This is a genomic window from Mesorhizobium sp. M3A.F.Ca.ET.175.01.1.1, from assembly GCF_004791945.1.
Lineage (GTDB): Bacteria > Pseudomonadota > Alphaproteobacteria > Rhizobiales > Rhizobiaceae > Mesorhizobium.
Map to the genome: position 1 here is coordinate 610,291 of NZ_SRTP01000003.1, position 23,307 is coordinate 633,597.

24 protein-coding genes and 2 pseudogenes are annotated in these 23,307 nt (G+C 64.9%); 14 read left to right on the top strand and 12 right to left on the bottom strand.

The features are described from left to right. The first annotated feature begins 212 nt into the window (after positions 1 to 212). The 3 genes from EN818_RS11000 to EN818_RS32640 all read left to right on the top strand — a co-directional run bounded on the left by EN818_RS11000 (position 213) and on the right by EN818_RS32640 (position 2,255). Positions 213 to 509, top strand: a complete 297-nt coding sequence (locus EN818_RS11000; RefSeq protein ID WP_095808883.1) for a hypothetical protein — start codon at positions 213 to 215, stop codon at positions 507 to 509. After that, entirely contained in the window at positions 457 to 1,959 is a 1,503-nt protein-coding gene (locus EN818_RS11005) for a winged helix-turn-helix domain-containing protein (protein ID WP_095808884.1), read from the top strand. The genes EN818_RS11000 and EN818_RS11005 overlap by 53 nt, the downstream gene beginning before the upstream one ends. A gap of 62 nt (positions 1,960 to 2,021) precedes the next feature. Next, positions 2,022 to 2,255 carry an RNA-binding protein gene (locus EN818_RS32640; protein ID WP_176478471.1) on the top strand — a complete coding sequence of 78 codons (234 nt, stop codon included), beginning with the start codon at positions 2,022 to 2,024 and terminating at the stop codon, positions 2,253 to 2,255. 56 nt (positions 2,256 to 2,311) lie between these two features. Here the strand turns inward: EN818_RS32640 and EN818_RS11015 are convergent, their stop codons facing one another. Both EN818_RS11015 and EN818_RS11020 read right to left on the bottom strand, forming a co-directional pair. Beyond that, positions 2,312 to 2,875 (bottom strand): DNA-3-methyladenine glycosylase, encoded by a 564-nt coding sequence (locus EN818_RS11015; RefSeq protein ID WP_095808885.1) that lies wholly within the window; start codon positions 2,873 to 2,875, stop codon positions 2,312 to 2,314. After that, on the bottom strand, positions 2,865 to 3,482 hold the full coding sequence (locus tag EN818_RS11020; protein WP_165349873.1) for a TetR/AcrR family transcriptional regulator: 618 nt from the start codon (positions 3,480 to 3,482) through the stop codon (positions 2,865 to 2,867). The genes EN818_RS11015 and EN818_RS11020 overlap by 11 nt, the downstream gene beginning before the upstream one ends. A gap of 146 nt (positions 3,483 to 3,628) precedes the next feature. Between EN818_RS11020 and EN818_RS11025 the strand changes: the two genes are divergently transcribed. After that, positions 3,629 to 4,081 (top strand): hypothetical protein, encoded by a 453-nt coding sequence (locus tag EN818_RS11025; RefSeq protein ID WP_135904466.1) that lies wholly within the window; start codon positions 3,629 to 3,631, stop codon positions 4,079 to 4,081. A gap of 66 nt (positions 4,082 to 4,147) precedes the next feature. Here the strand turns inward: EN818_RS11025 and EN818_RS11030 are convergent, their stop codons facing one another. From EN818_RS11030 to EN818_RS11040, 3 genes are all read right to left on the bottom strand, one after another. Further along, the gene (locus tag EN818_RS11030; protein ID WP_135904468.1) at positions 4,148 to 5,491 is read right to left on the bottom strand and encodes a chloride channel protein; all 1,344 of its coding nucleotides are present in this window, start codon (positions 5,489 to 5,491) and stop codon (positions 4,148 to 4,150) included. Positions 5,492 to 5,677: 186 nt separating this feature from the next. Further along, complete coding sequence (locus EN818_RS11035; protein WP_095808889.1) at positions 5,678 to 5,977, bottom strand: hypothetical protein; 300 nt, start codon at positions 5,975 to 5,977, stop codon at positions 5,678 to 5,680. A gap of 147 nt (positions 5,978 to 6,124) precedes the next feature. Beyond that, complete coding sequence (locus tag EN818_RS11040) at positions 6,125 to 6,382, bottom strand: hypothetical protein (protein ID WP_245420644.1); 258 nt, start codon at positions 6,380 to 6,382, stop codon at positions 6,125 to 6,127. Between EN818_RS11040 and EN818_RS33600 the strand changes: the two are divergent. Both EN818_RS33600 and EN818_RS11050 read left to right on the top strand, forming a co-directional pair. Beyond that, positions 6,372 to 6,715, top strand: a pseudogene (locus EN818_RS33600) (SAM-dependent methyltransferase); the annotation flags it as partial. The gene EN818_RS11040 and the pseudogene EN818_RS33600 sit on opposite strands and share 11 nt — an antisense overlap. 40 nt (positions 6,716 to 6,755) lie before the next feature. Then, entirely contained in the window at positions 6,756 to 7,055 is a 300-nt protein-coding gene (locus tag EN818_RS11050; RefSeq protein WP_095808890.1) for a DUF718 domain-containing protein, read from the top strand. 256 nt (positions 7,056 to 7,311) lie between these two features. On the opposite strand, the gene EN818_RS33605 is transcribed toward EN818_RS11050, so the two are convergent. Then, positions 7,312 to 7,512 (bottom strand): hypothetical protein, encoded by a 201-nt coding sequence (locus EN818_RS33605; protein ID WP_245420630.1) that lies wholly within the window; start codon positions 7,510 to 7,512, stop codon positions 7,312 to 7,314. Positions 7,513 to 7,677: 165 nt separating this feature from the next. Here EN818_RS33605 and EN818_RS33610 point away from each other — a divergent pair, with 165 nt between their 5' ends. Then, positions 7,678 to 8,055 (top strand): response regulator, encoded by a 378-nt coding sequence (locus tag EN818_RS33610; protein WP_165349872.1) that lies wholly within the window; start codon positions 7,678 to 7,680, stop codon positions 8,053 to 8,055. 24 nt (positions 8,056 to 8,079) lie between these two features. Here EN818_RS33610 and EN818_RS11060 read toward each other — a convergent pair whose 3' ends face one another. Further along, positions 8,080 to 8,349: a hypothetical protein gene (locus tag EN818_RS11060; RefSeq protein WP_135904471.1), complete on the bottom strand. Its 270-nt coding sequence runs from the start codon at positions 8,347 to 8,349 to the stop codon at positions 8,080 to 8,082. Positions 8,350 to 8,560: 211 nt separating this feature from the next. Here EN818_RS11060 and EN818_RS11065 point away from each other — a divergent pair, with 211 nt between their 5' ends. Next, positions 8,561 to 10,240 carry a winged helix-turn-helix domain-containing protein gene (locus EN818_RS11065; RefSeq protein ID WP_095808891.1) on the top strand — a complete coding sequence of 560 codons (1,680 nt, stop codon included), beginning with the start codon at positions 8,561 to 8,563 and terminating at the stop codon, positions 10,238 to 10,240. Positions 10,241 to 10,276: 36 nt separating this feature from the next. On the opposite strand, the gene EN818_RS11070 is transcribed toward EN818_RS11065, so the two are convergent. Further along, on the bottom strand, positions 10,277 to 11,425 hold the full coding sequence (locus EN818_RS11070; RefSeq protein WP_095808892.1) for an amidohydrolase: 1,149 nt from the start codon (positions 11,423 to 11,425) through the stop codon (positions 10,277 to 10,279). A gap of 235 nt (positions 11,426 to 11,660) precedes the next feature. Between EN818_RS11070 and EN818_RS11075 the strand changes: the two genes are divergently transcribed. Next, complete coding sequence (locus EN818_RS11075; protein WP_095808955.1) at positions 11,661 to 12,836, top strand: MFS transporter; 1,176 nt, start codon at positions 11,661 to 11,663, stop codon at positions 12,834 to 12,836. 127 nt (positions 12,837 to 12,963) lie between these two features. On the opposite strand, the pseudogene EN818_RS11080 reads toward EN818_RS11075, so the two are convergent. Then, a pseudogene (locus tag EN818_RS11080) lies at positions 12,964 to 13,613 on the bottom strand (glutathione S-transferase family protein). Between the two features lie 169 nt (positions 13,614 to 13,782). On the opposite strand from EN818_RS11080, the gene EN818_RS11085 reads away from it, so the two are divergent. From EN818_RS11085 to EN818_RS11095, 3 genes are all read left to right on the top strand, one after another. Then, complete coding sequence (locus EN818_RS11085; RefSeq protein ID WP_095808893.1) at positions 13,783 to 14,688, top strand: alpha/beta hydrolase; 906 nt, start codon at positions 13,783 to 13,785, stop codon at positions 14,686 to 14,688. A 134-nt stretch (positions 14,689 to 14,822) separates the two neighbouring features. Further along, positions 14,823 to 15,782: an EamA family transporter gene (locus EN818_RS11090; RefSeq protein WP_095808894.1), complete on the top strand. Its 960-nt coding sequence runs from the start codon at positions 14,823 to 14,825 to the stop codon at positions 15,780 to 15,782. An 88-nt stretch (positions 15,783 to 15,870) separates the two neighbouring features. Next, the gene (locus EN818_RS11095) at positions 15,871 to 16,782 is read left to right on the top strand and encodes an ankyrin repeat domain-containing protein (RefSeq protein WP_095808895.1); all 912 of its coding nucleotides are present in this window, start codon (positions 15,871 to 15,873) and stop codon (positions 16,780 to 16,782) included. A 65-nt stretch (positions 16,783 to 16,847) separates the two neighbouring features. Here the strand turns inward: EN818_RS11095 and EN818_RS11100 are convergent, their stop codons facing one another. From EN818_RS11100 to EN818_RS11115, 3 genes are all read right to left on the bottom strand, one after another. Next, positions 16,848 to 17,225: a hypothetical protein gene (locus EN818_RS11100; protein ID WP_095808956.1), complete on the bottom strand. Its 378-nt coding sequence runs from the start codon at positions 17,223 to 17,225 to the stop codon at positions 16,848 to 16,850. A gap of 766 nt (positions 17,226 to 17,991) precedes the next feature. Then, positions 17,992 to 18,189 carry a hypothetical protein gene (locus tag EN818_RS11110; RefSeq protein WP_129552837.1) on the bottom strand — a complete coding sequence of 66 codons (198 nt, stop codon included), beginning with the start codon at positions 18,187 to 18,189 and terminating at the stop codon, positions 17,992 to 17,994. A 12-nt stretch (positions 18,190 to 18,201) separates the two neighbouring features. Continuing rightward, positions 18,202 to 18,432, bottom strand: a complete 231-nt coding sequence (locus EN818_RS11115) for an RNA-binding protein (RefSeq protein ID WP_095808896.1) — start codon at positions 18,430 to 18,432, stop codon at positions 18,202 to 18,204. Between the two features lie 1,024 nt (positions 18,433 to 19,456). Between EN818_RS11115 and EN818_RS11120 the strand changes: the two genes are divergently transcribed. Continuing rightward, complete coding sequence (locus EN818_RS11120) at positions 19,457 to 21,517, top strand: ABC transporter ATP-binding protein/permease (RefSeq protein ID WP_095808957.1); 2,061 nt, start codon at positions 19,457 to 19,459, stop codon at positions 21,515 to 21,517. A 376-nt stretch (positions 21,518 to 21,893) separates the two neighbouring features. Next, positions 21,894 to 23,306, top strand: a complete 1,413-nt coding sequence (locus tag EN818_RS11125; RefSeq protein ID WP_165349871.1) for a polysaccharide biosynthesis/export family protein — start codon at positions 21,894 to 21,896, stop codon at positions 23,304 to 23,306. The last annotated feature ends 1 nt before the right edge of the window (position 23,307 follow it).

The following is a 23,307-nucleotide window of genomic DNA, read 5'->3' on the forward strand; positions in this document are numbered from 1 at the left end:
CAGAACGCCGCTGTTCACAAGGAGAGGGCCACGGCGGGAGAGCCGGCGGCTCAGTTTGCCGCAGCATGCGTCGCCGCGCGAGGCGGGGCTGAAAGGAACGCCGGGGCGCGTCACCTGCACCGTGCAACCTCCTGATTTCAGCAGAATTTCAGAACTTCGTCGGTACGGCGCGAGCAATGTCGGGCATGCTGCTCTGATATTCGGAGGCAGCCATGTTCGACGATCAAGCCCGCTACCGCGCACGCCAGGAACTCCTCGAGCTCGTCGCCGGCGGAATGGTCAGTCCCGGCTACGCGCCGCCCGGCGTGCTGACCGAAATGCTCGAGATCGCCGCCATGGAGCTGAAGGGTGACAGCGGCCGGCTGCAGCGGGCCAGTCCAACGGACATCTTGACCCCGGCGTGGAATGGTAGGCGAATAGGCGACTGGATGTTGCGCAAGGGCAGGTCGCTGGTCCATGGCGGAATCCGCTTCGCAGGGAGTTTTGCAACTTGGCGCCTGCCAGCTTGACCTGGAGCGCGGACTGCTGCTCAGGGACGGGGCAGCGGTTCCCCTGCGTTCAAAGGCGTTCAGCCTGCTTTCCTATCTGGCGCGGAACGACGGCAAGGTCGTCACCAAGTCCGACCTGATCTCAGCGGTCTGGGGCGGCATCGCCGTCACCGAGGATTCCCTCACGCAGGCCGTGCGCGACATCAGGAAGGCGCTCGACGACGGCGACCAGGCGATCCTGAAGGCCGTGCCCAAGCGCGGCTACCTGCTTTCGGCTCCCAGCCACAAGCAGCACTGCTCACAGCCGGTCGTGGCGGTGGTGCCGTTCGAGGACGGCCGCGCGCCCGGCGAGACGTCGGATGCCCTCAGCAGCGCCTTCGCGGAGGACGTCGCGGACAGGCTCGCCCGCTTCCACACGCTGACGATCCTCAACCGGGAAACGGCTCTCGCGGCGTTCCGGCAGGCGCAGGGCAGCGGTCCGGCCATCGCGCTGCGGCCGGACTTTTTCGTGCGCGGGACCGTCATCAGGGATGGCGGACAGCTCAGGATCAGCGCCAAGCTTGTCGACGCGCAGGCCGGAACGCTGATCTGGGGCGAGAGCTACACGGCGGCGGGGCCCGACCTGTTCGCCGTCCAGGATGACATCGCCCACCGTGTCGTGAACCGGCTGGTGTCGAACCTGGAGGCGGCCGCCTTGCGGCGCAGCGCCGGCAAGCCGACGCAGGACCTTGCGGCCTACGAACTGGTGACCCGAGCAATCGTGCGGTTCCGCGGCTATCGTCCCGACGACAATGCCGAGGCCCTGAAGCTGCTCAAGGCGGCGGTTTCACGCGACCCCGACTATGGGCTCGCCCATGCCTATATGGCACTGGTGGAGCTGGCGATAGCCGACTACGGAAGCGCGCCGGCGCATGTCATCGCAAGCTGCGTCGACCGTGCAGCGCTCGCCGTGACGCTGGCGCCGGACGAGCCCCGCTGCCACCGCATCCTGGCGCAAGCGCGGCTTGCCGCGCGCGACCACGAGGCGGCCGAGCACCACATGCGGCGCGCGCTCGACATCAATCCCAACGATGCCGACACGATGATGCAGCTCGGCCATGTCCTGTGCCTGCGAGGGCGGCCGCGCGAGGGGCTGGAGTTGATGGACAGGGCGATTGCCGCAAATCCTCTCCATGCCGATTGGTACCACTGCGATCGGGGCATCGCGCTCTATGCCGCCCACGACTATGCCGGCGCCGCAGCAACGGTACAGCGCCTGCCTTACGGGCCGCGGCGGTGGTCGATGCTTGCGGCCGCGCTGGCGCGCTCGGGCGACAGGGCCGGCGCGCGGGAATGTGTGATGCACATTCGCAGAACCGACCCCGGCTTTTCGCCGATAGAGCATTTGCAAAGCGGCATCGAATTCGAGAGGGCGCAGGACATAGAGCATCTCATCGAGGGCTTCGAACTCGCTGCCGCCCTGGCAGTATGATCTTCTTCGCGTCAAGCCCATGATGTGCGATAATTCGAAAGCCGCGTTTGAGGGCGGCGGCAATGTCATTGTCGCGCTACGGTGGTGTGTACGAGCCGGCCGATCTGGCTTTGCTCCAACGTGTGTTCAATCGGCTGTGCGAGGAACGCCGGCTGGCGCGAAAGGACCGGGAACAGCGCGAACAATTGGCTGGCGAAGTCATCCGCGCTTTCGATGACGGCACGACAAACGAAGCTGCCTTGTGGCGGGCCATCTCCAAGCGGCGGAAAGCGCGCCCGGATTTGTCGGATGTATGATCGCGGTCCTGGCCCCGGTCGCGCCGTGGCCTCGCGGCAATCGGCGGGCAGGCCGCTTAGAGCTTGCGGCTGAGATAGGGCGAGCCGCCGATGCCGAAGCGCCAGTCGGCCTCCACGCCTTTGCTGATCCCGATCCTGCGTCCGGTGAGGATCGCCGCCGCGTCGGTCTCCGAGCGGGCGAATTCGAAGGGCGGCGCGCTCAGCAGCAGGCCGTTATGCGAGCCGTCGACAGCGAGCGCCTGGCAGAGCTTGCCTGGACCCGAGCACAGCAGCCGGTCGTCATCGGTGCCCCGGTTCGCCCGCATCGCGGCCAAGCCGAATTCGGGCTGGATCGCGCGGATCAGCACCGCGCTGCCCGGCAGGCAAACGGCATTCAGGCACCAGTGGATTCCGTAGGAGCGGTAGACATAGGCGGTGCCGGGGGCGCCATACATCGCCGCGTTGCGGGGCGTGCGGCCGCGATAGCTGTGCGAGGCCGGATCGTCGGGACGGTAGGCCTCGGTTTCGACGATGATGCCGCCGACGCCGTCAAGCCCCAGCCGCGCGCCGATCAATGCGCGCGCCACCACGACGGCGTCGCGCGCGAAGAAATCGCGATGCGCTCCGTCCTTAGGCGGCATGGCGTTGACCGCTCGTCAGATAGGCCATGATCATCCTGCGGCACTGGTCCATCGCGCGCTCGCCTGAAACACTGACCGGGTGGCGCTCGATGGCGCGATGAATGACGTTTTCGAGCAGGATCTCGATCAGCGCCGCCGCATCGCCGAGATCGAGGTCGGGCGCAATCTCGTGCCGGTGGCGCGCAAGCTGCTCCTTGATGATCGCGGCGATCCGGCTGCCGACTTCCTGGACCTTTTCCGCGCGATAGCGCGGCGCCAGCTCGTTCAGCGCCCGGTACAGCTTCGGATCTTGCGGATGGGCGGCCATCGCCACCTCGATCATGGCCTCGACGGTTTCCGCCAGCGTGCCGTGCCCGCTCGCCTCCACCGTCTGGCTGAATGCCGCCGAGAATTTCTCGGCATGGTGGTCGACCAGCGCCGCCGCCAAGCCCTGCTTGTTGGGGAAATACTGGTAGAGCGAGCCGACGCTGACGCCGGCCCGCTCGGCAACCCTGGCGGTGGTCAGGCCCTCGAATCCGATATCGGTCAAAAGCTGAGCCGCGGCCTGGATAATCGCCTCCACGGTGGCCCTCGCACGCTCCTGCCGCGGAAATTTGCGTTGCGTCACATCCATTTAGCCAGTCGCGCCGCAGCGCGCTCCAAAAGCGAATACAAAATGTGACGAAACCGTCACATATTCACCCAAGCATTGCAAGCGGCCATCGGCATCTGGCCGAAACGGGTCACCGAGGCCGGCAAATCGGAGACAGCATCATGCTCTATACAAGCGTTCTCGATATCCACGCCTTCGCCATGATGGCAGCCGTCGTGCTGTTCCTGGCGGCCGAACTGCTGCTGTTCGCCGGCACCGGCGGCGATGCGAAGATGGCGCGCTTCGCGCTCGGTACCAGCCGCTCCGCCAATGTGGTCGCCATGATCGGCATGCTGGCCGGCATCGCGCTTCTCTATCTCGGCGGCTGGTCGCTGCTGACGCCCTGGCTGCTGCTCTCCTTCGCGCTGATCGCCGCCATGATGGTGGTCAACCGCCGCTTCGTGCGGCCCTGGCAAAAGAAGGTCCAGGCCGCCATCGCCGACGCCTCCCGCAGCGATCTCGGCGCGCTCGCCGGCGACCGCCGAGCGCTCGTCGGCCGCGTTGCCGTCATTGCGCTGTTCGCGCTCGTGGGCGCGCTGATGATGCTCAAGCCGGAACGGGCTCTGCTGGCATAGGAAGTCTCGCAGGTGCCGGTCCAGCCGGGGTCTGCAGCCCGGCAGCCGGCAGCGGCAGCTTCTCCGCTACGCCTCGACGCCCCGCGATCTCCGCCGCCGGATCCCTTCGGCGACGAACACTCGCGACAGCGCATGGTAGAGCGGCTCGTTGGAGATCAGCCGCGCCGTGCCGTAGCCAAGCACCGCCGCGCACATCAGTGCGATGACGTTGTCGTGGTTGCCGGTCATTTCCAGGATGATCACGAAGGCCGTCGTCGGCGCCTGCACGACGCCGGCGAAATAGCCGGCCATGCCGAGCAGGGCGGCGGTGCCGGTGGCGGCGCCGAGCATCAGCCCGAGCGTGCTGCCGAGGCCCGCGCCGACGGCGAGCGACGGCGCGAAGATCCCGCCCGGGATGCCCGAGACCATGGAGAGCAGGCCGGCGGCGAATTTCGCGATGAAGAAGAATGGCGGCAGCGGCGCGCCCTCGATGGCGCCGCGCGCCTGCGCATAGCCGGTGCCGAAGGTGAGGCCCCCCGACGCGAGACCGACCATGGCCACCGCCAGGCCGCAAATACCCGCAACGACCAGCGTTCGCCACAGCGGCTGCAGCGCGTTCCAGCGCCGTATGCGCCGCGTCGCCTTCAGCGCCAGCAGCGAGAACAACGCGCCGACGCCGCCGCCGATGATGCCGCAGGCCAGCACCAGCGGCCATTCGCTGCCGAAGGCCACAGTGTCTCTGGCGACGCCGAAATAGGTGTAGTTGCCGAGCAGCCCCATCGAGGCGAGCCCGGCGAGGATCACCGCCGTCAGCACCAGCCCGTTGGTGCGCGCCTCATAGGCTCGGCCCATCTCCTCGATGGCGAACACGATGCCGGCAAGCGGCGTGTTGAAGGCGGCCGCTATGCCGGCCGCCGAACCTGCAAGGATCAGGCCGCGCGCCTGCGCGATGCCGCCCCAGCGCGCCGCCTGCAGCATCAGCGAGGCGCCGACCTGCACGGTCGGCCCCTCGCGGCCGATCGAGGCGCCGCTGAAGAGGCCGATGACGGTGAGCGCGATCTTGCCCACCACCAGACGCAGCGAAAGTATGTGGCTGCGGTCCTCCTCGTCGCGCAGATGGCGCGCGGCAATCGCCTGCGGAATGCCGCTGCCCTGCGATCCGGGAAAGAATGCGTAGGCGAGCCAGGCGCAGAGCACGAAGCCGAGCGGCGTCATGACAAGCGGCAGGTAGAAGCGCCAGCCGTCATGCGCCCCGACGAGCGCGTGGAACAGCGCCTGTGCCCAGTCGGCCAGAATCGCGAACAGCACGCTGATCAGACCGATCGAGATCGCGCCCGCCCAGAACACCAGCCGCGGCTGCCAGACGCGCCGTGAGGCCCACATCGCCCGCGAGCGCCGCAGCATTGGGTGTTTGCGCGATAAGCCTGCCATGTCGGGTTCCGTGATGATCGGCCCGGCCTAGCACACTCTTGCAGCCGATCAACCCCGCGCAGTCGCCGCGCAGTCAGGCCCAGAGGGGAAGGAACGCCGATCCAAGCCTCGAAAGCGGGGGCAGGTCGGACATCCCGCCGGCGGGAGGCGCCGGCGGGAAGGCTTCGCTCCGACGTCGAGGACGTTTCACATCGCCATTTTTTCACATTCGGCCTGCGCCTTCTTGGTCGACGTGTCGATCATGTAGGCTTTGCCTTTGGCGTCGGTCATCATCATCATGCAATGCTTGATCGGCTTGGCCGTTTTCATCATTTCGGCGCTGGTTTTGGCGTCCGGCATCATGGTGCCCATGTGCCCGTCGGGCATGATCGCCGTCACTTGCCCGCCCTTCATCATCGTCATCGTGCCCATCGTGTCCTCGGCGAATGCCTGCGAGGCGCAAAGGCCGACGGCGCCGGCGATGACAACTAGCTTGATCGAATGCATTCCGCATACTCCCATTTTTGAAGGGGCATGGTTGCCCCATTCGGGACTTCGGGGCGCATTCCGGTCCGTTACATGGACACGAAGATGTGATTGCCCGTGTCCTGCCTACCTGACAGCTTGGCCCGGCCAGGGCGGCGCGGCCGGGGGCTAGAGCGCCGCCCGGTTCGCGGCGTCCAGCGCCATCTGCCAGTCATTTTCCATCACCGCCTTGGCGAAGGCCGAGATGGCGGGGGAGGGCAGCCGGTCGGCGACCGGCACCAGCGACACCTCGCGCACGATCTCGGGGTCGACGACGAGCCGGTGGCAGACGCCGGGCTGGCTGGCCGAGAATTCGGCGATGAAGCAGGCGGGCGTCGCCGCCAACACGCGCTTCGAGGTGGCGCCAGCCAAGGCTTTCCCGGGCAAGTACGATCTCGTCGCCTTCTTCGATTGCCTGCATGACATGGGCGATCCGGCTGGTGCGGCCAAACACGTGCCTCAGGCGCTCAAGCCGGACGGCACCTCGAGCCCTTTGCCCATGACCAGCTTTCGGCTAATCTCAATCCGGTCGGCCGCATCTACTACGCCGCCTCGACCTTCGTCTGTACGCCGGCCTCGCTTTCCCAGGACGTAGGACTGGGGCTCGGCGCCCAGGCCGGCGAGGCGAGGCTGCGCAAGGTCGTGGCCAGCGGCGGTTTCACCCGCTTCCGCCGCGCCGCCGAGACGCAGTTCAACATGGTCCTCGAGGCCCGTCCGTAGGTAGGCCAAGCGGCATTTGGCAAATTGATGGGAGGAAGGCATGACCGCTTACAACGTCGTCCGGTTCCGCACCAAGCCGGGCAAGGAGCAGGCATTCATCGATGCCCACGAGAAGGTTGCCCTCGACGCCGCCGGCTTCCGCAAGGGCGCTCTCATCAAGACCGGCGAGCGGACCTTCTGCTTCGTCGGTGAATGGAACGACATGGACAACATCGTGGCGGCCCGGCCGCAGATGATCGGCCTGCTCGACACGTTCCGCGACATGCTGGAGGATCTCGGCGGCGGGCTCGGCGTCACCGATCCCGTCTCGGGCACGGTGGTCGCCGACATCAAGACCTGAAGGGTGGCGCCCGCACGTCGCGGTGCGAGCCGGCGGCCGCAAGCCGGCGGCTGCGGGCGGGCGCGCGCCTTGATTGCAGTTTGCCGAAACCAACTCTGACCCGGCGGGGCCAGGCCGCGGATTGCGCGCGCCAATCAATGTGCCGCGACGGTCGCAGGAGCTGATCTGGCAACCCCGCATCGCGACGGCGATCCCGCCAGGACAGCGGGACCGCAGATTGCGTTCGCGCTTCGCATTTCGCCCGTTCCGTGCTTGACTACGGCACTTCTCCTGCCTTGAACAAGGTGTGGCGATTACCGGACTTGTCGACGCCGGCGACGAGCCCGACCTTGTCTGCCGTGAGGTGAATCCCGACTTCGAGCGCCGCCAGAGCGGGCAACTGGCTCTCGTTCGACTGGATCGAGACGGGCGCCCCCCAGCAGCCGGCCGACAGGCCCCGCCGGCACGGCTTCGGCACGGAACCGATCGAGGGCCGCACACCTTATGAGTTGAACGGCAAAGGCAAGCTGACGATCGGAGCCGATGGCGCTCGGTGCCATCTGGAGTTTCCGCTCAAGAACGGCGCCAGCATCCTGGAGACCGGAGCCCCCAGCCAGCAACCGTGTTCGGAGGAGCGCTCGACATGACCGGCGAACAGAATCTGAGCGGCCGCACCATTCTGGTGGTCGAGGACGAGTACTATCTTGCGACCGACACTGCGCGCGCACTTCAGGGGGCCGGCGCCGAAATCATCGGCCCGTGCCCGACCGAAGACGACGCGCAGGCCGAATTGCGCGAGCGGCGACCGGACGCAGCCATAATCGACATCAATCTCGGCCAGGGCGCCTCGTTCAACCTGCCCGAGACCTTGAGCGAGCAGGGCATCCCCTTCGTCTTCATCACCGGCTACGACCAGGACGTCATACCGCAGGCGTTCAGTCACATCGAGCGGCTGGAAAAACCGGTGCAACCGCGCCAGGTGGTCGGCGCGGTTGAAAGGCTGCTGGAGCGGATCGAGTAGCTGCCTCCCAACGCCGAATGAGGGTTAGCGATACCGCCGCAACGCCGGGGTTGTGATGGATGTCGTCTGAGCATTGTCGCCAGAAGCGATAGTTGTTTGTTTCCTTTCGCAGATGTAAGCGGTTGAGAGATACTTAAGGCCAACAGGAGGTCCGATAAATTCATATTGACGTTTCAGATATTTGCATTCGGATTCTGAACTCAACACCTTGGGAGGAAAGCCGTTTTCACGATTGCCGGCTACTACAGTGCCGTCAAGATTTAACAGAAGGGTAATTAAAAGGAACTGATCCATCGCTATCCCCTAATCTCCCTGACATGGTCGGGGCCGCGGAGTTTCGCGATGCGGGAATCCGCTTTTGCAGCCATTTGCGCTGCCAAAAGAAGAGCGAGCGCGATGATGAGCCTGTTGCTTCATGTCTTCCTCCTTCCAATCCCGTGCTGCTGTGATTGCTTGGAAGCGACGGTCGAATTGGCTAAGCTAGGAAGCGCGCCAGGAGGGTGAAATGTCCCGAAAGGCTCCTGAAATTGACCTGAAACCTGCTGAAACGATCACGTTTCGCGGTTTTGTCTTCCTGACGAAAAGCAGGGAACTGCGGACCGCTGAAGGCAAGGCGATCGAGCTTCGCAGCCAGTCCGTAGAGGTGCTCTCGACACTGGCGGCACGGCCGGGCCAGATCGTGTCCAAGGATGCTTTGATGCGGGCGGTCTGGCCCAACACCTTCGTTACCGAAGACAGCCTTACGCAATGCATCGCCGATATTCGCCGTGCGTTGGGCGACGACGAGCATGTGATCGTGGAAACCTTCCCCAAGCGAGGCTATCGGCTGAATGCCGATCCATCGGCCGCGGCGCACCCAAATGCCGCAGCCGGCACGCAACGTGCCAGGACGTGGGTCTCGCGACACAGTTTGATTCTTGCTGCGCTCGTTCTCGTTGCGGCAGCGATCGGCGCATACTACGGCGCGGAAACATGGCGAGCCGCTGCGGTTTCTTCGAGCGACATGCCCAGGATTGCGATCCTTCCCTTCGACGACATGAGTGCCGGCGCGGATAAGGGATATCTCAGCGATGCCGTTGCCGAGGGGATCATCACCGAGCTGGCACGAAGCAAGACTTATGCCGTCATCGCCCGGAACTCGAGTTTCAGGTACCGCGGTAAGCCCACCGACACCAAGCAGATCGCAGATGAACTCGGCGTCGACTACCTGCTTGAGGGCAGCCAGCAGAAGATCGGAAACCGGCTGAAAGTGACGGCCCAACTGCTGAAGGCGCATGATGGATCGCATGTCTGGGCCAACAGCTACAACCGCGAGATCGGCGATCTTTTCGTCGTCCAGGAGGAAATCATCCGCACGCTCGCGGAAAGGGTCGGGCGCAGGATCGAACGCCCCTTGCCGCAGAGCGGTGCCGCCAGGGTCAGCGCGCTGCACTATCATCTGATGGGGATTGCCGAGATCCGGGAGGACTTCTCGGCCGCGAGGAACAAGCTGTTTCGGCAACTGAACCTCAAGGCGATCGAAGAGGATCCGAACTCGCAGTTCGGCTATATCGGGCTGGCCTGGTCCTATCGCAACGATGCGATGTTCGGCTGGAACGATCAGGAATCGAACCGTGACGAGGCGTTGAAGCGCGCGGCCGAATACGCCGACAAGGCCATCCTGCTCGCTCCCGATGATGCTGAAGCGCATAATATCCGCGCCAGCATCCATACCGAAGCCGGCGAGGTCGAGCAGGCCCTTGCCCGCTACGATCAGGCAATCGCCCTGAACCCCAGCAACCCGGATTTCCTGGTCCGCAGCACGGATGTGCTACTCTATATTGGCCGGACAGACGAAGCGATCGATCGGATCAAGCAGGCCATGGGCATCGATCCTTTCTACCCAGACGACTTCAACTGGCAGATGGGCTGGGCGCTCTGGGAAAAAAACGATTGCGCGGCCGCACTGGCGGCGATGCGAAGAATGTCCAGAATCCCGAGCGGCGCTCACCGCATGCTTGCCGGCATCCACGCTTGTCTGGGAAACAAGCGAGAGGCAAGGCAAGCGCTTGCGGTTTTCCTCCAGAGCACTCCCGACGAATCCATCAGTAAAGAACGCAGGGAGTGGGAGAAGATATGGACCGCTCCCGGAAGTCTCGACCGCTGGATCGAACAGATGCGATTTGCGGGCTTGCCGGAGGAGTGATGGCTGACCGCAGGCGACCCGGCATGGTCGAGCCGCTCACCCCAAAAGATTGCGCGCCGTGCGCATGAAGATCCTCGAGCCGATCGGGATCAGATCGTCGGGAAAATCGTAGTCCGGGTTGTGCAGCGAAGGATGGCGCTCGCCGGCGCCGAGGAAGAACATCGCCGACCTGGCATTGTGGCCGAAGATGCCGAAATCTTCGGAGGCGCGCATCGGCAGGGCTTCCTCGCCGCGCGTGACACCTTCCTCGTCCAGCGCCCGGTTGAGATGCTCAACGGCATCGGGCGCGTTGACGCTGGCGACGAATATCTCGTGATAGTCGCAGCGCACGGACAGGCCATGCGCGGCGGCGACCTTTGCGGCAAGCGCTTCCGCGGCCGCGACCAGCTCCGCCATGCGCTCGTCGCGCCGGGTGCGCAGCGTCGCCCAGACCTCGGCGTAGCCGGGCGCGATTCCGAACACCGCTTCGCCCATCGCGCAGTGAGTGACGGTGACCATGCCGAAATCATCGTCGGCGAAGGTGCCGCGCCCGAGACCGGGCAGCTGCGGCATCAGCTGGCTCACCGCCGGCATCGGCGAGGTGCCGGTCTCCGGCATGGAGGAATGCGCGGTCTTGCCGTCGAGCATGATGCGCATGCCGCGCGAGGCGCAGTTGACCACGCCGGGCTTGACGCGCACTTCGCCGAACGGCACGCCCGGCAGATTGTGCAGCGAGAAGGCGAAGTCCGGCGCGATTTCGGAAAAGCGCGGGTCGGCGACGACGCCGGCGGCCCCATTGCCGGTCTCCTCCGCCGGCTGGAACATCAGCACCACGCGCCCGCGCGCCGGCCTCTCACGGCCGAACAGCCGGCCGAGCGCGGCCAGGATCGCTGTGTGCCCGTCATGGCCGCACATATGCGACTTGCCCGGCACCTGGGATGCATGCGCGACGCCCGAAAGCTCCTCGATCGGCAGCGCGTCGAGCTCCGAGCGGAACAGCACGGTGGGCCCGGCCTGCCCGCTGTCATAGACCGCCGCGACGCCATGCCCGCCCAGTCCGGTCAACACCCTGTCCGGCCCGGTATCGGCCAGGAAGGCGACGACCTCTTTTGCCGTCTTCTCCTCCTCGTTGGAGATTTCCGGCTGCCGGTGCAGCTTGCGGCGCCATTCCGTCAGCTCGACGATGTCGCGATTGGTCAGGGTCATGGGTACGGCTCCCGCTTGGCTTCCAGCTTCACACAAACACAATAGGGTTTTGCTGGCGCCGTGCCATGTCGGTCGATTCAGATAGTCCATCGGCGAATTGCCGGACATAGGGGTCGGGCGAGCCCACTATCCTGCGCGGCGCCAACCCCTTTGTGTGAACATGGCTGGCGAAAGCATATATGATATTGCTAATATAAAAACAGGCCGCGCACCATCGGCGGTCGGGAGGATCCAAGTGCGAAGCCGCTGGACCATTCTTGCTGTTTTGTTTGTCGCACGTGCTGCCTTCGCCTTCCAGTTTGGAAGCGTGGGGGCCGTCGCGCCGCAGCTCAGTCAAGGTCTCGGCGTGAGCCTGGCCGATATCGGTATCCTTATTGGGCTCTATTTCGCGCCGGGCGTCCTGCTTGCGCTTCCCGGTGGCACGATCGGCCGCCGTTATGGCGACAAGGCGACCGTGCTCGCTGGGCTTCTGGCGATGCTCGCAGGCGAATTGCTAATGGCGTCGTCGACCTCATGGGGCTTGCAAATCGCGGGCAGGTTGATTGCCGGGACCGGCGGTATTCTCTTGAGCGTTCTCATGACCAAGATGGTCGCAGATTGGTTCGCGGGTCGCGAAATCGCCACCGCGATGGCCATCTTCGTCAACTCGTGGCCGGTAGGCATTGCAATCTCGCTCATGCTGTTGCCATGGATCGGACTGACATTCGGGCTTCACCTTGTCCACCTTGCTGTCGAAATGTGGATCTTGATCGCACTGGGCGTCATGGCGGTTGTCTATCGCGCGCCGGAGACGGCCGCCTTCGTTGAAAGCGAGCGCGGCAGTCTGACCCCAGAAACGATTTATGCCTTGGTCGCGGCCGGTGGAATCTGGTGTCTCTACAATATCGGTTTTTCAATGATCTTTAGCTTTGGACCGTCGATGCTCGGTGAGCGACACTGGTCCATTGCCGCAGCTGGATCAGCTATCAGTATCGTGCTCTGGCTCGCTGTGATTTCCGTGCCCCTCGGGGGCGTCCTTGCTGATCAGACCAAACGCGGCGAAGCAATCGTTGTTACGGGCAGTATAGCCTTTGCGATGCTAACGTTGATCCTGTCGCAAAGCGGGCCAGTGCTCCCTACCGTAATTGCGCTGGGGATCGTTTGCGGCCTGCCGGCCGGTGCGATCATGAGCCTTCCTGCGCGTGTGCTCGAGCGAAAGACGCGGTCGATCGGAATGGGAATTTTCTTTACGGTTTTCTATGCCGGGATGCCGGTAGGAACGACAATTGGAGGAAGGCTCTCCACGTCAATTGGCACCGCGAGCGCAGCTCTCGACTTTGGTGCCGTGATGCTGCTGGTTTGCCCGGTCATCCTGTGGCTGTTCAGGCGTGTTGTTCTTGGCCAAAATCGGACTGCCGTTTCATCCACATAGCCGGTTTCACTCAGCGTTCGCGCGGAACTCGCCAGACTGTTCCACACGAAGACATGCGAGGCGGATGGCGCCAGCCAACCGCCCGCGGCCGGCAATTAGCATCGGATTCCTCGGCGAGGAGCCCCCGTCAGCCGTTCGTGGCGCCGGTAAAGACCGCCAGTTGCGCCTCAAAAGCCCGCTTGAACGCAGGCCGTGCTTCGCCGCGCGCGACATAGGCGGCAAGGTTCGGGTACTCCTCCAGCAGGCCCGATCCGTTCAGCCGCCGCAACACCATCACCATCATCAGGTCGCCGGCGCTGAAGCCGCCATCGAGCCAGTCGGCATCGCCGAGGCGGGCGGACAATTCGCCCAGCCGCTTGCGGATGCGATCCTCGACCAGCGGCAGGCGCTGCTCGTGCCAGGGCTGGTCGCGCTCCACCAGCTTTGCAGTTTCGCGATCGAGGATCGGCGGCTCCAGCGTGCTGAGCGCGGCGAACATCCAGGTGACCGCGCGCGCCCGGCCATGCGCATCCTGAGGCAGCAGCCCGGCATGGCGCTCGGCGATATGCAGCACGATCGCGCCCGTCTCGAACAAAGCGAGGCCGCCTTCCTCATAGGTCGGGATTTGCCCGAAAGGCTGCAGCGCGCGATGCGCCGGCTCTCTCATCTCGCGGAACGAGACCAGGCAACGTGATAAGCCTGGCCGACCTCCTCGAGCGCCCAGCGAACGCGCATGTCTCGCGCCTGTCCCCGGCCGCGGTCGGGCGAACGTTCGAAGGCTGTGATGGTGGGGGTCATCGGAAGGCTCCGGGTTGTATGACGGCGTGCATGATCTCAACGATCGTCTTATGGTTTGGTTCTTGGGTTCTGCCCAAAGGACGACCGGCCGGCGCCGTTTCCGACAGCTTTCACCATTTTCTTTCGCGTCGGATCTGTCGCTAAACTGGTACTGAGCGGAGGAGGGAGAATGGACGACGGGGGCGAACACCGCGATCTGGCCGAGATCGCCGCCATCCGCGCCTTGCTGGCGTCAAGGCCGCGACCGGTGGGCTGGGACGAGCGCCGGGCGCGGCTCGACGAGGTCGGTTCGGGCTGGCCGGTTGCGCAGGACATCCGATGCGAGGCGGTGGTCATCGACGGCCTCGCGGCGGAGTGGTCGCTGGCGCCTGGCTCCGACAAGGACAAGGTCCTGCTCTTCTTCCACGGCGGCGGCTACTGCTCCGGCTCGATCAAGAGTCATCGCCGAATGGTGACCGAGGCCGGCCGCGCGATGGGGGTGCGCACGCTCGCCATCGACTATCGACGCGCGCCCGAACATCCGTTCCCGGCGCAGCACGAAGACGCGCTGGCCGCATGGCGCTTCCTTGCCGGGCAGGGCATCGCGCCGGATCGCATCGTCGTTGGCGGCGACAGCGCCGGCGGCAATCTCAGCCTCTCTTTGGCCGGCAGGTTGCGCGCGGCGGGCGAGCGCTTGCCGCGCTGCCTGTGGCTGGTTTCTCCCTGGACGGACCTGTCGATGTCCGGCGCGACGCTGTCGAGCAAGGATGGGACCGACCCGATCATCCACCGGGCCTATCTGGAGGAACTGGCGGCAGCCTATGTTCCGGATGGGATCGACCGGCGCGATCCGCTGATCTCGCCGCTGTTTGCCGATCTCAAAGCGTTTCCGCCGATGCTGATCCAGGTTGGCTCCGCCGAGACGCTGCTCTCGGATGCAGCGCGGCTCGCGGAAGCCGCCGGCGCGGCAGACGTCAAGGTCCGCCTCGAGGTCTGGCCGCATATGATCCATGCCTGGCCGGTCTGGAATGCGGAACTGAGCGCCGGCCGCCGTGCCTTGCAGAGCGCGGGCCAGTTTGTCCGCGAATTCATGTAGTCCTCGGCTCGACCTGCTCGCGTCATTTGCCATGGCACCTCCGCCCCTCGGTCCAGGCGAAGTTATGTAACACGCGCAGATTGAGCTATAGTGCCCGCCGCGCACGCGGGCATTCATCGAGCAGGGGGTATGACATGCAGGCAATGCCGATAGCCCATCATGGCGAGCGCTCCGCCGTCGCGGCCATGTCCTCCCTGAGCGGTTATCCGGCCGCCGTGCTGTGCTGGCTGCTTTCGGCCGGCGTCTATATCGCGGCCAAATGGGTGGCGCCGGAAATGCCGCCCTGGGGACTGTGCTTCTGGCGGCTGGCGCTGGCCTGCGCCATCCTGCTGCCGATCGTGCACCGCCATCACGGCGCGATGATTGCGCTGCTCAAGACCCGGGCGCTGGAGATCGTCGCCGTCGGCGCTATCGGCCTCACCATCTGCCAGGGCATGATCTATCACGGCCTCGCCGACACCGACGCGACCACGGCCGGCATCATCATGGCGCTGTCGCCGGTCATGACCATGGTGCTTGCCCGTTTCGTGCTCGGCGAGCCGCTCGGGCTCTGGCAGTCGGTGGGCGCGGCGATCGCGCTCGTCGGCATGCTGGTCATCGTCGCGCATGGCGACCTGACGGCGCTGCTGCAGCTGCGCTTCAATCTCGGCGAGTTGTGGATCGTCGGCAGCGCGCTGTGCTGGGCGCTCTACACCGTGCTCGTGCGCCGCGCCAAATTCGGCATCGAGCTCTTGCCGCTGGTCGTGCTGCTGCTGGGGGCCGGGGCGCTGGTCGCGCTGCCTTTCCATCTGTGGGAACTGGCCAACGACGAACGCTCCACCATGAACGCCAACGGCCTGCTGGCGCTCGCTTATCTGGCCGGGCCCGGCGGCGCGCTGATGTACTATCTCTACAACCGCAGCGTCGAGACGCTGGGCGCCAGCCGGGCGAGCATGCTGCTCTATCTGCAGACCATGTTCGTCGCCATTCTCGCTTATCTCTTGCTCGGCGAGAGCCTGCACGACTACGATCTCTTGGGCGCCGTCTTCATCGTTGCCGGCATCGTGCTTGCGACGGTGCTGAAGCCGAAGCCGGTTCCCGCCCGCGCCGCCTAGAAAGCCGCGCGACGGCCCGCTCTGCACTGTTCGCGAACCCTGATCGGGTGTACCTTCTTCGATCCGTATCGGCGGGAGGGACGGCCGGATGCGTGGTCTCATCGCAAGCTTGCTGATTTTCCTGGGTGCTCTCGCAGCCGCCCGCGCCGGTCCGCTCCACGACGCGGCCAAGAGCGGCGACCTCGGCGCCATCACTGCGGCGCTCGATGCCGGCGCCGACATCGAGGCGCAGGAGAAGGGCGCCACGCCGCTCTTCTTGGCGGTGCGCAGCGGCCATGTGGAGGCGGCCGAACTGCTGATCAAGCGCGGCGCCGACGTCAACAAGGAGTCGAAGCTCGGACTGCCGATGACCGTTGCCGTGCTGAAGAACGCCGCCGACATGATCCAGCTGCTTCTGGCGCATGGCGCCGACGCCAACGGCACGACGCGGGGCGAGCCGATGCTGACGCTGGCCGTCGCCAATGGCTGCCTCGACTGCGTCAAGGTGTTGGTCGAGGCCGGCGCCGACGTCAACGCCGTCTGGATCCAGGGCGACCCCACCGAGCTGCCGGGCATCATCACGCCCTATCACCTTGCCAGGCACGACGACCATGCCGACATCGCCGCCTATCTTTTGGCGCATGGCGTCGTCATCCTGAAGCCGCCGCCGATTTCCGCCAGTCTGGCGAAGGGCGACCCGGCCAAGGGCCAAGCCCTGTTTGCCACCACCTGTGCCCCCTGCCACGTCGTGCGGCCGAAGGACAATTCCACCATCGGGCCGAACCTGTGGAACGTCGTCGGACGCGACAAGGCCTCGACGACATTCGAGCGCTACTCCAAGACCCTGCTCGCCTGGGACGGTGCCTGGACCTATGAGGACCTCAATATCTTCCTCGCCGGTCCGACGCTGACGACGCCCGGCGTCAACATGGACTTCCGCGGCGTGCCCGACGAGACCGACCGGCTGAACGTGATCGCCTATCTCAGGACGCTGGCCGACACGCCGGTTCCCCTGCCATGAGAACTGGCGCGTCGGCTAAACGAGCCTGAAGTGCAGCCGCAGTCCACAGTCAAGATCAGTCCCAGTCAGGCCGAAGCGATCGCCCACAGCTGCGTCAAGCCCATCGCAAGAACGAGGATCACGCTTGCTCCGATGAACAGCGCCACAGGTATCTGCTTCAGATGAGCGCCGAAGCGGCTGCCCGAGAAGTCGTCGACGGCATCATCCAGCATTGCCTTTAGCTCATCCATGGCGGACCTAGTAGCCAGAACACCATAAACCGTAATTGCGACCACAATCGTCGCGAGCGCGAGCCTTGCGGCTAGTCCCGCTGATGGTCCGTACGCCAGTATCGCGAACATAGTCCCGATATTGGCGAAAAAAATGATCGCATATGTCTGCGTCAGATGGCCAAGTCGCGCGGCTGCCCCCGCCATATATTGATCAACGGTGAGTTTCGCCATGTGCTCCTCCAGCAAGTGACCAGCTAAGTACCGAGTTGCAAATAACCTACCGGCGTCGGAGCGTCGGGAGCTTGGCAAGTCGTTCATTGCGCTGCATGCGGGCGCCCCCCCCCACGAGAGTTCGTTCGATTTCTGTCAAAGCGAGCGAGAGCCAGCATCGACGATCGCAGGCTTCGCAACGAATTCGGCTCGCCGCCCATAGCTAATCCGCGATGAATCGATCGCTTATCTGCTCCGGCTGTCGAACCTTGAAACAAGGGGCCCGGTGGATTTTTTCGCTGAGCGATGCGAGTTCAGCTCCTAGATTAGCATATACTAATATGCTATGCAAATGCGAGGGGCTACTTCCATGGTGCAGTTGAAAAGGCCTATTGCATTGATATGGCTTGCCTTAGCCAGCAGTGCGAATGCTCACGATTGGTACACTGCCAAAACTGACCCGGTTCTTCATTATGCTTGCTGCGGCAACAAAGATTGCCACCCAATCGATCCCAATGACGTCAGGGCGACGAAAGACGGTTACTATGTCAGGCTGTCCCGCCCGACTCACATGAATGACCTACAACAAGCGGAGTGGTTCATCCCAAGAGAGCGTGTACAGGCAGCGCCCGATGATCGATATCACATCTGTGAGCGGCTAGTGACGCTCTATCGGACGATCATTCCACACATGAAGTTCGAGACTTATCAGAGAGTCAGGTGGACGTGTTTCTTCGCGCCAAGGGGCACAAGTTCAATCGCGCAGACCCACCAGATGTGATCTGGGCTAGCGTTTGCGTTTTTCCATTTCCTGATAAACGAGCAAGAGCATTGTCGCCTCGGCGCTTCCCGGCCGAGCATTCCTTGGCAACCGTTTCTCAAGCGCCTGCAGCTTCGCGCTATCCGGTAGTGTCTCAATTTGAATTTTCGGCCACGCGCTTTTGTAGGGGCCGCGCTTTCCCGGCTTCGGCGCAACGGCGTCCATCTTCTCGGCTAGCTATTTAGCCCACCGCTTCGCAGCCGCCTTCTTCGCGATCTCCGCGCGCCGCTCCGGTGACATGTTGGCGGCGCGTTTCTTTCCGCCTTTCGACCCAAGCTCTTTGGCAGCTGGGTTCTTACCGTCATCTGGCGTATCGTCGGCTTCCTCGCCCGTAGCAATGCGCATGACGCGGACGGCGTTGCCGATCACGTCGGCTGGTCGCTTCTGGCCTTTAGGTCCGGTGGGCATCGTGCAGCCTCGACAATTCCAACTCGGCGTCTGACAATTCCTTTTCCCAATACGTGATGTCTTCCGGTGTGGCGGGGAGAGGCATTGCGTTTGCTTTGTAGGCTGCCAGGATGGACTTTGCCAGCCGAACGCGCGATCGCTCGGTATCGCGTAGCAGCTCAAAAACGTCCGGCTGATTTTCTTGTTCGTTCTCCATACCACCAAGCATATAGGCGGTTCGGCCTAGGGGAGCAAACGCGGCAAGGCGCTTTTGCCTTGCGCCCAAATTTCAAACTGAGACACTACCCGCTATCCATATCCGAGAGGTGGTTTCCAATCGCCTCGATCGCATCACGAAGTCTCGCCACCAACTCGACCGCAACGACCTGCATTTTCCTCCGTCCCTCACATTATATGAGAAGGCTCTAACGTATCTGGCGGCCTTTTAACATGTGGCGATTCGGGCATGCTTCGAACAAGAAGTGAGATCGGGTTGGAACCGGGGATGCTCCACATCCCCGGAAGTGGGGGCGTGGTGCGGAGATCCTCGTGAAGAAGCAGGACGTGTGACGCCGAGCACCCAAGCCCGGCGCCGGTTTCCACCGCACGTCAAGCAAAGTGGAGTCAGTCATCTTTGCCAATGGTCACATCTGCTGTGTCTAACGCCCTCAGCGTCTCGGTTCTGGTTCCCCATTGATTCGATTGATAAGGCCGGTGCGGTCGCAGCAATCGCCTATCTCAGAACGCTCGCCGACGCGCCGGCTCCGCTGCCCTGAGCCGCATCGGCGCGGCCGTCGCCGGGACCTGGAACACCAGAAGCCCCGGCCTGGCATCCCGGAGGCATGAAACCTTCTGATTTTTGAGCCGTTGTCGGCTGATGTCGGAGATAGACGCCAGGCCAAAAGCGGCCGATGGGGCCAAATCGGGGGAGGATAGGCTGTCGCGGCCGGGAAAGCTGCGGGCAGAGCAACTGCGCGACGAAAAATCGCGCTCAGCGGAATCGCGCCCAGAGAAATCGCGCCCAGAGAAATCGCGTCCACAGAAATTGCGCTCAGCGAAATCGGGCGATGGGAAAGCGCGCCCAAGGAAGCCGCGCGGCAAGCCGCATGACGGGAAACCGCGCGCCAGGACAGCGCGCGAAGAAAGGTCGCCTTCGCACAAGCCCCCCGAGGACAAGGTCTCGCCTGTCGAGGTCGCGTCGGGGGTCGTCGGCGAGCCGGGGCCGCCGCCGCCCGATGCGGTCGAGCCCGGTCCGGAGCTGACGCCGGAGCAGGCCGACCGGGCGCGGAGGAAATATCTGCTGAGGCGCTTCTGGATCAGCGCGCGCGGCTACTGGAGCCGCCGCGGCGACAGGCTCGCCTGGCCGTTCACCATCGGCGTCCTGGTGATGATCTGCATCAATGTCGGCTTCCAGTACGGCATCAACGTTTGGAACCGCTCGATCTTCGACGCGCTCGAGCAGCGCAACGCCCGCAGCGTCTATTTCCTCAGCGCCGTGTTCGTGCCGCTGGTGCTTTGCAGCGGCAGCCTTGTCGTGGCGCAGGTCTATCTGCGCATGACCATCCAGCGCCGCTGGCGCTCCTGGCTGACCACCGCCGTCATCGCGCGCTGGCTCGCCAACGGCCGCTACTACCAGCTGAACCTGGTCGGCGGCGACCACCAGAACCCCGAGGCCCGCATAACCGAGGACCTGCGCATCGCCACCGAGTCGCCCGTCGATTTCATCTCCGGCGTGCTGAACGCCTTCCTGGCCGCCTCGACCTTCATCGTCGTGCTGTGGACCATCGGCGGCGCGCTGACCTTGCCGATCGGCGGTGAGAGCGTCACCATCCCCGGCTTCCTGGTCATCACCGCGGTGATCTATGCCGGCATCACCTCGACCTCGATGGTGGTGATCGGCCGCAACTTCATCCATCTCTCCGAGCGCAAGAACCAGGCCGAGGCCGAAATGCGCTACACGCTGACGCGCGTGCGCGAGAACGGCGAGAGCATCGCCCTGCTCGGCGGCGAGGAGGAGGAGCGCAGCGGCATCGACAAGGACTTCGCCCATGTGCTCAAGCAATGGGCGCTGCTGACCGGTCAGCACATGCGCACCGCGCTGGTGTCTCAAGGGTCGATCCTGTTCGCCCCGGTTGTGCCGGTGCTGCTCTGCGCGCCGAAATTCCTCGCCGGCGACATGAGCCTCGGACAGGTCATGCAGGCGGCATCCGCCTTCGGCATCGTGCAGGGCGCCTTCGGCTGGCTGGTCGACAACTATCCGCGCCTGGCCGACTGGAACGCCTCGGCCCGGCGCATCGCCTCGCTGATGATGTCGCTCGACGGGCTGGAGCGCGCCGAACAGAGCGACAAGCTGGGCCGCATCCAGCGCGGCGAGACCGACGGCGAGGCGATGCTTTCGCTCGACAATCTCTCCGTCTCGCTCGACGACGGCACCGCCGTGGTCAAGGAGACCGAGGTCGCGATCGAGCCGGGCGAGAGGGTGCTGGTGGCCGGCGAATCCGGTTCCGGCAAGTCGACGCTGGTGCGGGCCGTCGCCGGCCTGTGGCCCTGGGGCGGCGGCAGCGTCAACTTCCACCCCGACCGGCGCCTGTTCATGCTGCCGCAGCGCCCTTACGTGCCCTCGGGCACGCTGCGCCGCGCCGTCGCCTATCCGGGCGCGGCCGACAACTGGACGCTCGAAGAGATCAGCGCCGCGCTCGACAAGGTCGGCCTCGACTATCTGAAGGACCGCATCGAGGAGGAGGCGCCCTGGGACCAGACGCTGTCGGGCGGCGAAAAGCAGCGGCTGGCCTTCGCGCGTCTGTTGCTGCACAGCCCCGACATCATCGTGCTGGACGAGGCGACCTCGGCGCTGGACGAGAAGAGCCAGGACCAGATGATGCAGACCATCATCCACGAATTGCCCAAGGTCACCATCATCAGCGTCGCGCACCGGGCCGAGCTCGAGGCCTTCCACAGCCGCAAGATCACGCTGGAGCGCCGCAAGGGCGGCGCGATCATGGTCAGCGACATCAACCTCGTCCCGCGCAAGGGCAGGCGCAACGTGTTCGCGCGCGCCTTGTGGGGCAGCGGCGGGCGCGATGGCGGACGGCGCGAGGCGCAATGAGGCGCCACGACCGTGGCGCGGCCCGTCGTGTTTATTAGCGGAAACTAATTTTCGAGCCACCCGTTAAGAGGACTGGGAGCGAATTTCAACGCTCGCACCACCACCCACGACGGATGGATAGCGGCTAAGTTGAAAGGAGACAGTCCCTAAGCCTTTTGCGGTGCTTGGCGTGGCCGGGAGCTTTTCTATCATTCGTCGTTCGGTGCGGCATGCAGCCGCGCGATGCGGGTTCACGGAGAAGACAGCGGCAAGGGTCGCGCAGCCGGAGGGTTCAGTGATGGGTAGCCAGTCGACATACCTCCACCGTGACTCCACCTCCACCAAACGGCGGTATTTGAGTTTGCTTCATGGGCGGCGCGGCAGAGCGCCCAGCCCCATGCTGTGCCTCATCTCGCTCTGGCTCGTTCTGCTGCTGGGATCTGCGGCAAGCAGCCAGGCGGCGGCCGACGACAAGCTGGCGCCGGGAGACAGGATCGAACTGCGCGTCTGGCGCTGGACGACCCTGCGCGACGGTGCCGTGGAAGGCTTGCAGCTCAACCAGAATTTCAGCATCGACGCGACCGGCGGGCTCGAGCTGCCGAACATCGGCAGGCTCGAAGCCGCGGGCCTGCAAACCGACGAGCTGGCAAAGCTGATCGCCGATTGCCTGCAAGCCAGAAGCGGCCAGGCCGAGCGGCCGGAGACGACGGTCAAACGCATAGCCCAGCCAGCCATGGAAACGACAGCCTCCCTGGCGGCCGCAGGCGACAAGCCGGCGCCCGAACCGCCGGCGGTTGCCGCAGCCACCGCCAACTCGCCGGCTCCGCAGGGCGGCAACATCGAGAAGGAACCTGGCACGGCGCCTGCGGGCGCCCCCGAGCCGCAACTCTCCGCGGAACTGGCGTTCAAGGCGGCGCAGGCGCTCAGGCAAGGCGCGCAAGCCTTGCTTGGCGGGCATGAGGAGACCGGCTTACGCCGCGAACTGGCGGCGGCGCGCGCGGCCGTGGACCTCATGCAGCGCAACACCCGCGACTTGAGCGCCCAGGCACGCGCAGGGACTGATGCGGCGGCCAGGCAAGGACAAGCCCTCGAGGAGCAACGGCGGACGGCCGAAGCGCTGGCGCGCGACCTTGAGGCGGCGCGGCGCACGATCGAGGGCTTCAAGGCCAAGGCCATCGTCTGGGACAACGAGAAGGCCGCGATGCTTGGAGCGCAGCACGCGACGCAGGCCTCGCAGGCTGCGGTCGAGCAGGCGCTGGCTGTGGAGCGGCAAAGGGTCGGGCGCCTGGAACAGGAACTCGCCACCTCCCGCCAGACCATCGTCGCCCTCCAGACCGGCGCGGATCGCGCCGCGGCCGAGCAGGCCGGCGCCGTGAGGGACCGGCAGGCGGCCGAGGCGGAGCTGAAGCAGGCCGGCGAGGCGCTGGAGCTGGCGCGCCAACGGGCAGATGCCGCTGCACACGATCTCGACGCTGTGCGCAAGGAGCGCGACGCGGCACGGCAGGCCGCGGAAGGCCTCGGCGCGGCCTTGCAGGAAGAGCGTGAAAGGGCAAACGGCCTGGCCCGCAGCCTCGGTGCCGCGCGGCAGCCCAATGACGTCGCCAAGGCGCGCGGCCGCGCGGTGGGCCTGACGCGCGCGCCGAAAGCCCGCAATCCGGCCCATCGGCTTGCAGCTGTGTCGGAGCGTCCCGTGCCTGCGCGCAAACAGCTTCGCAAGCCGCAAGCCGATCTGGTGGCGACCATAACGCTTCCGCCCGCCTTGCTTCCGACGCGACCGCCGAGGTTCGACCTCGCCGGTGATGAATGGTGAG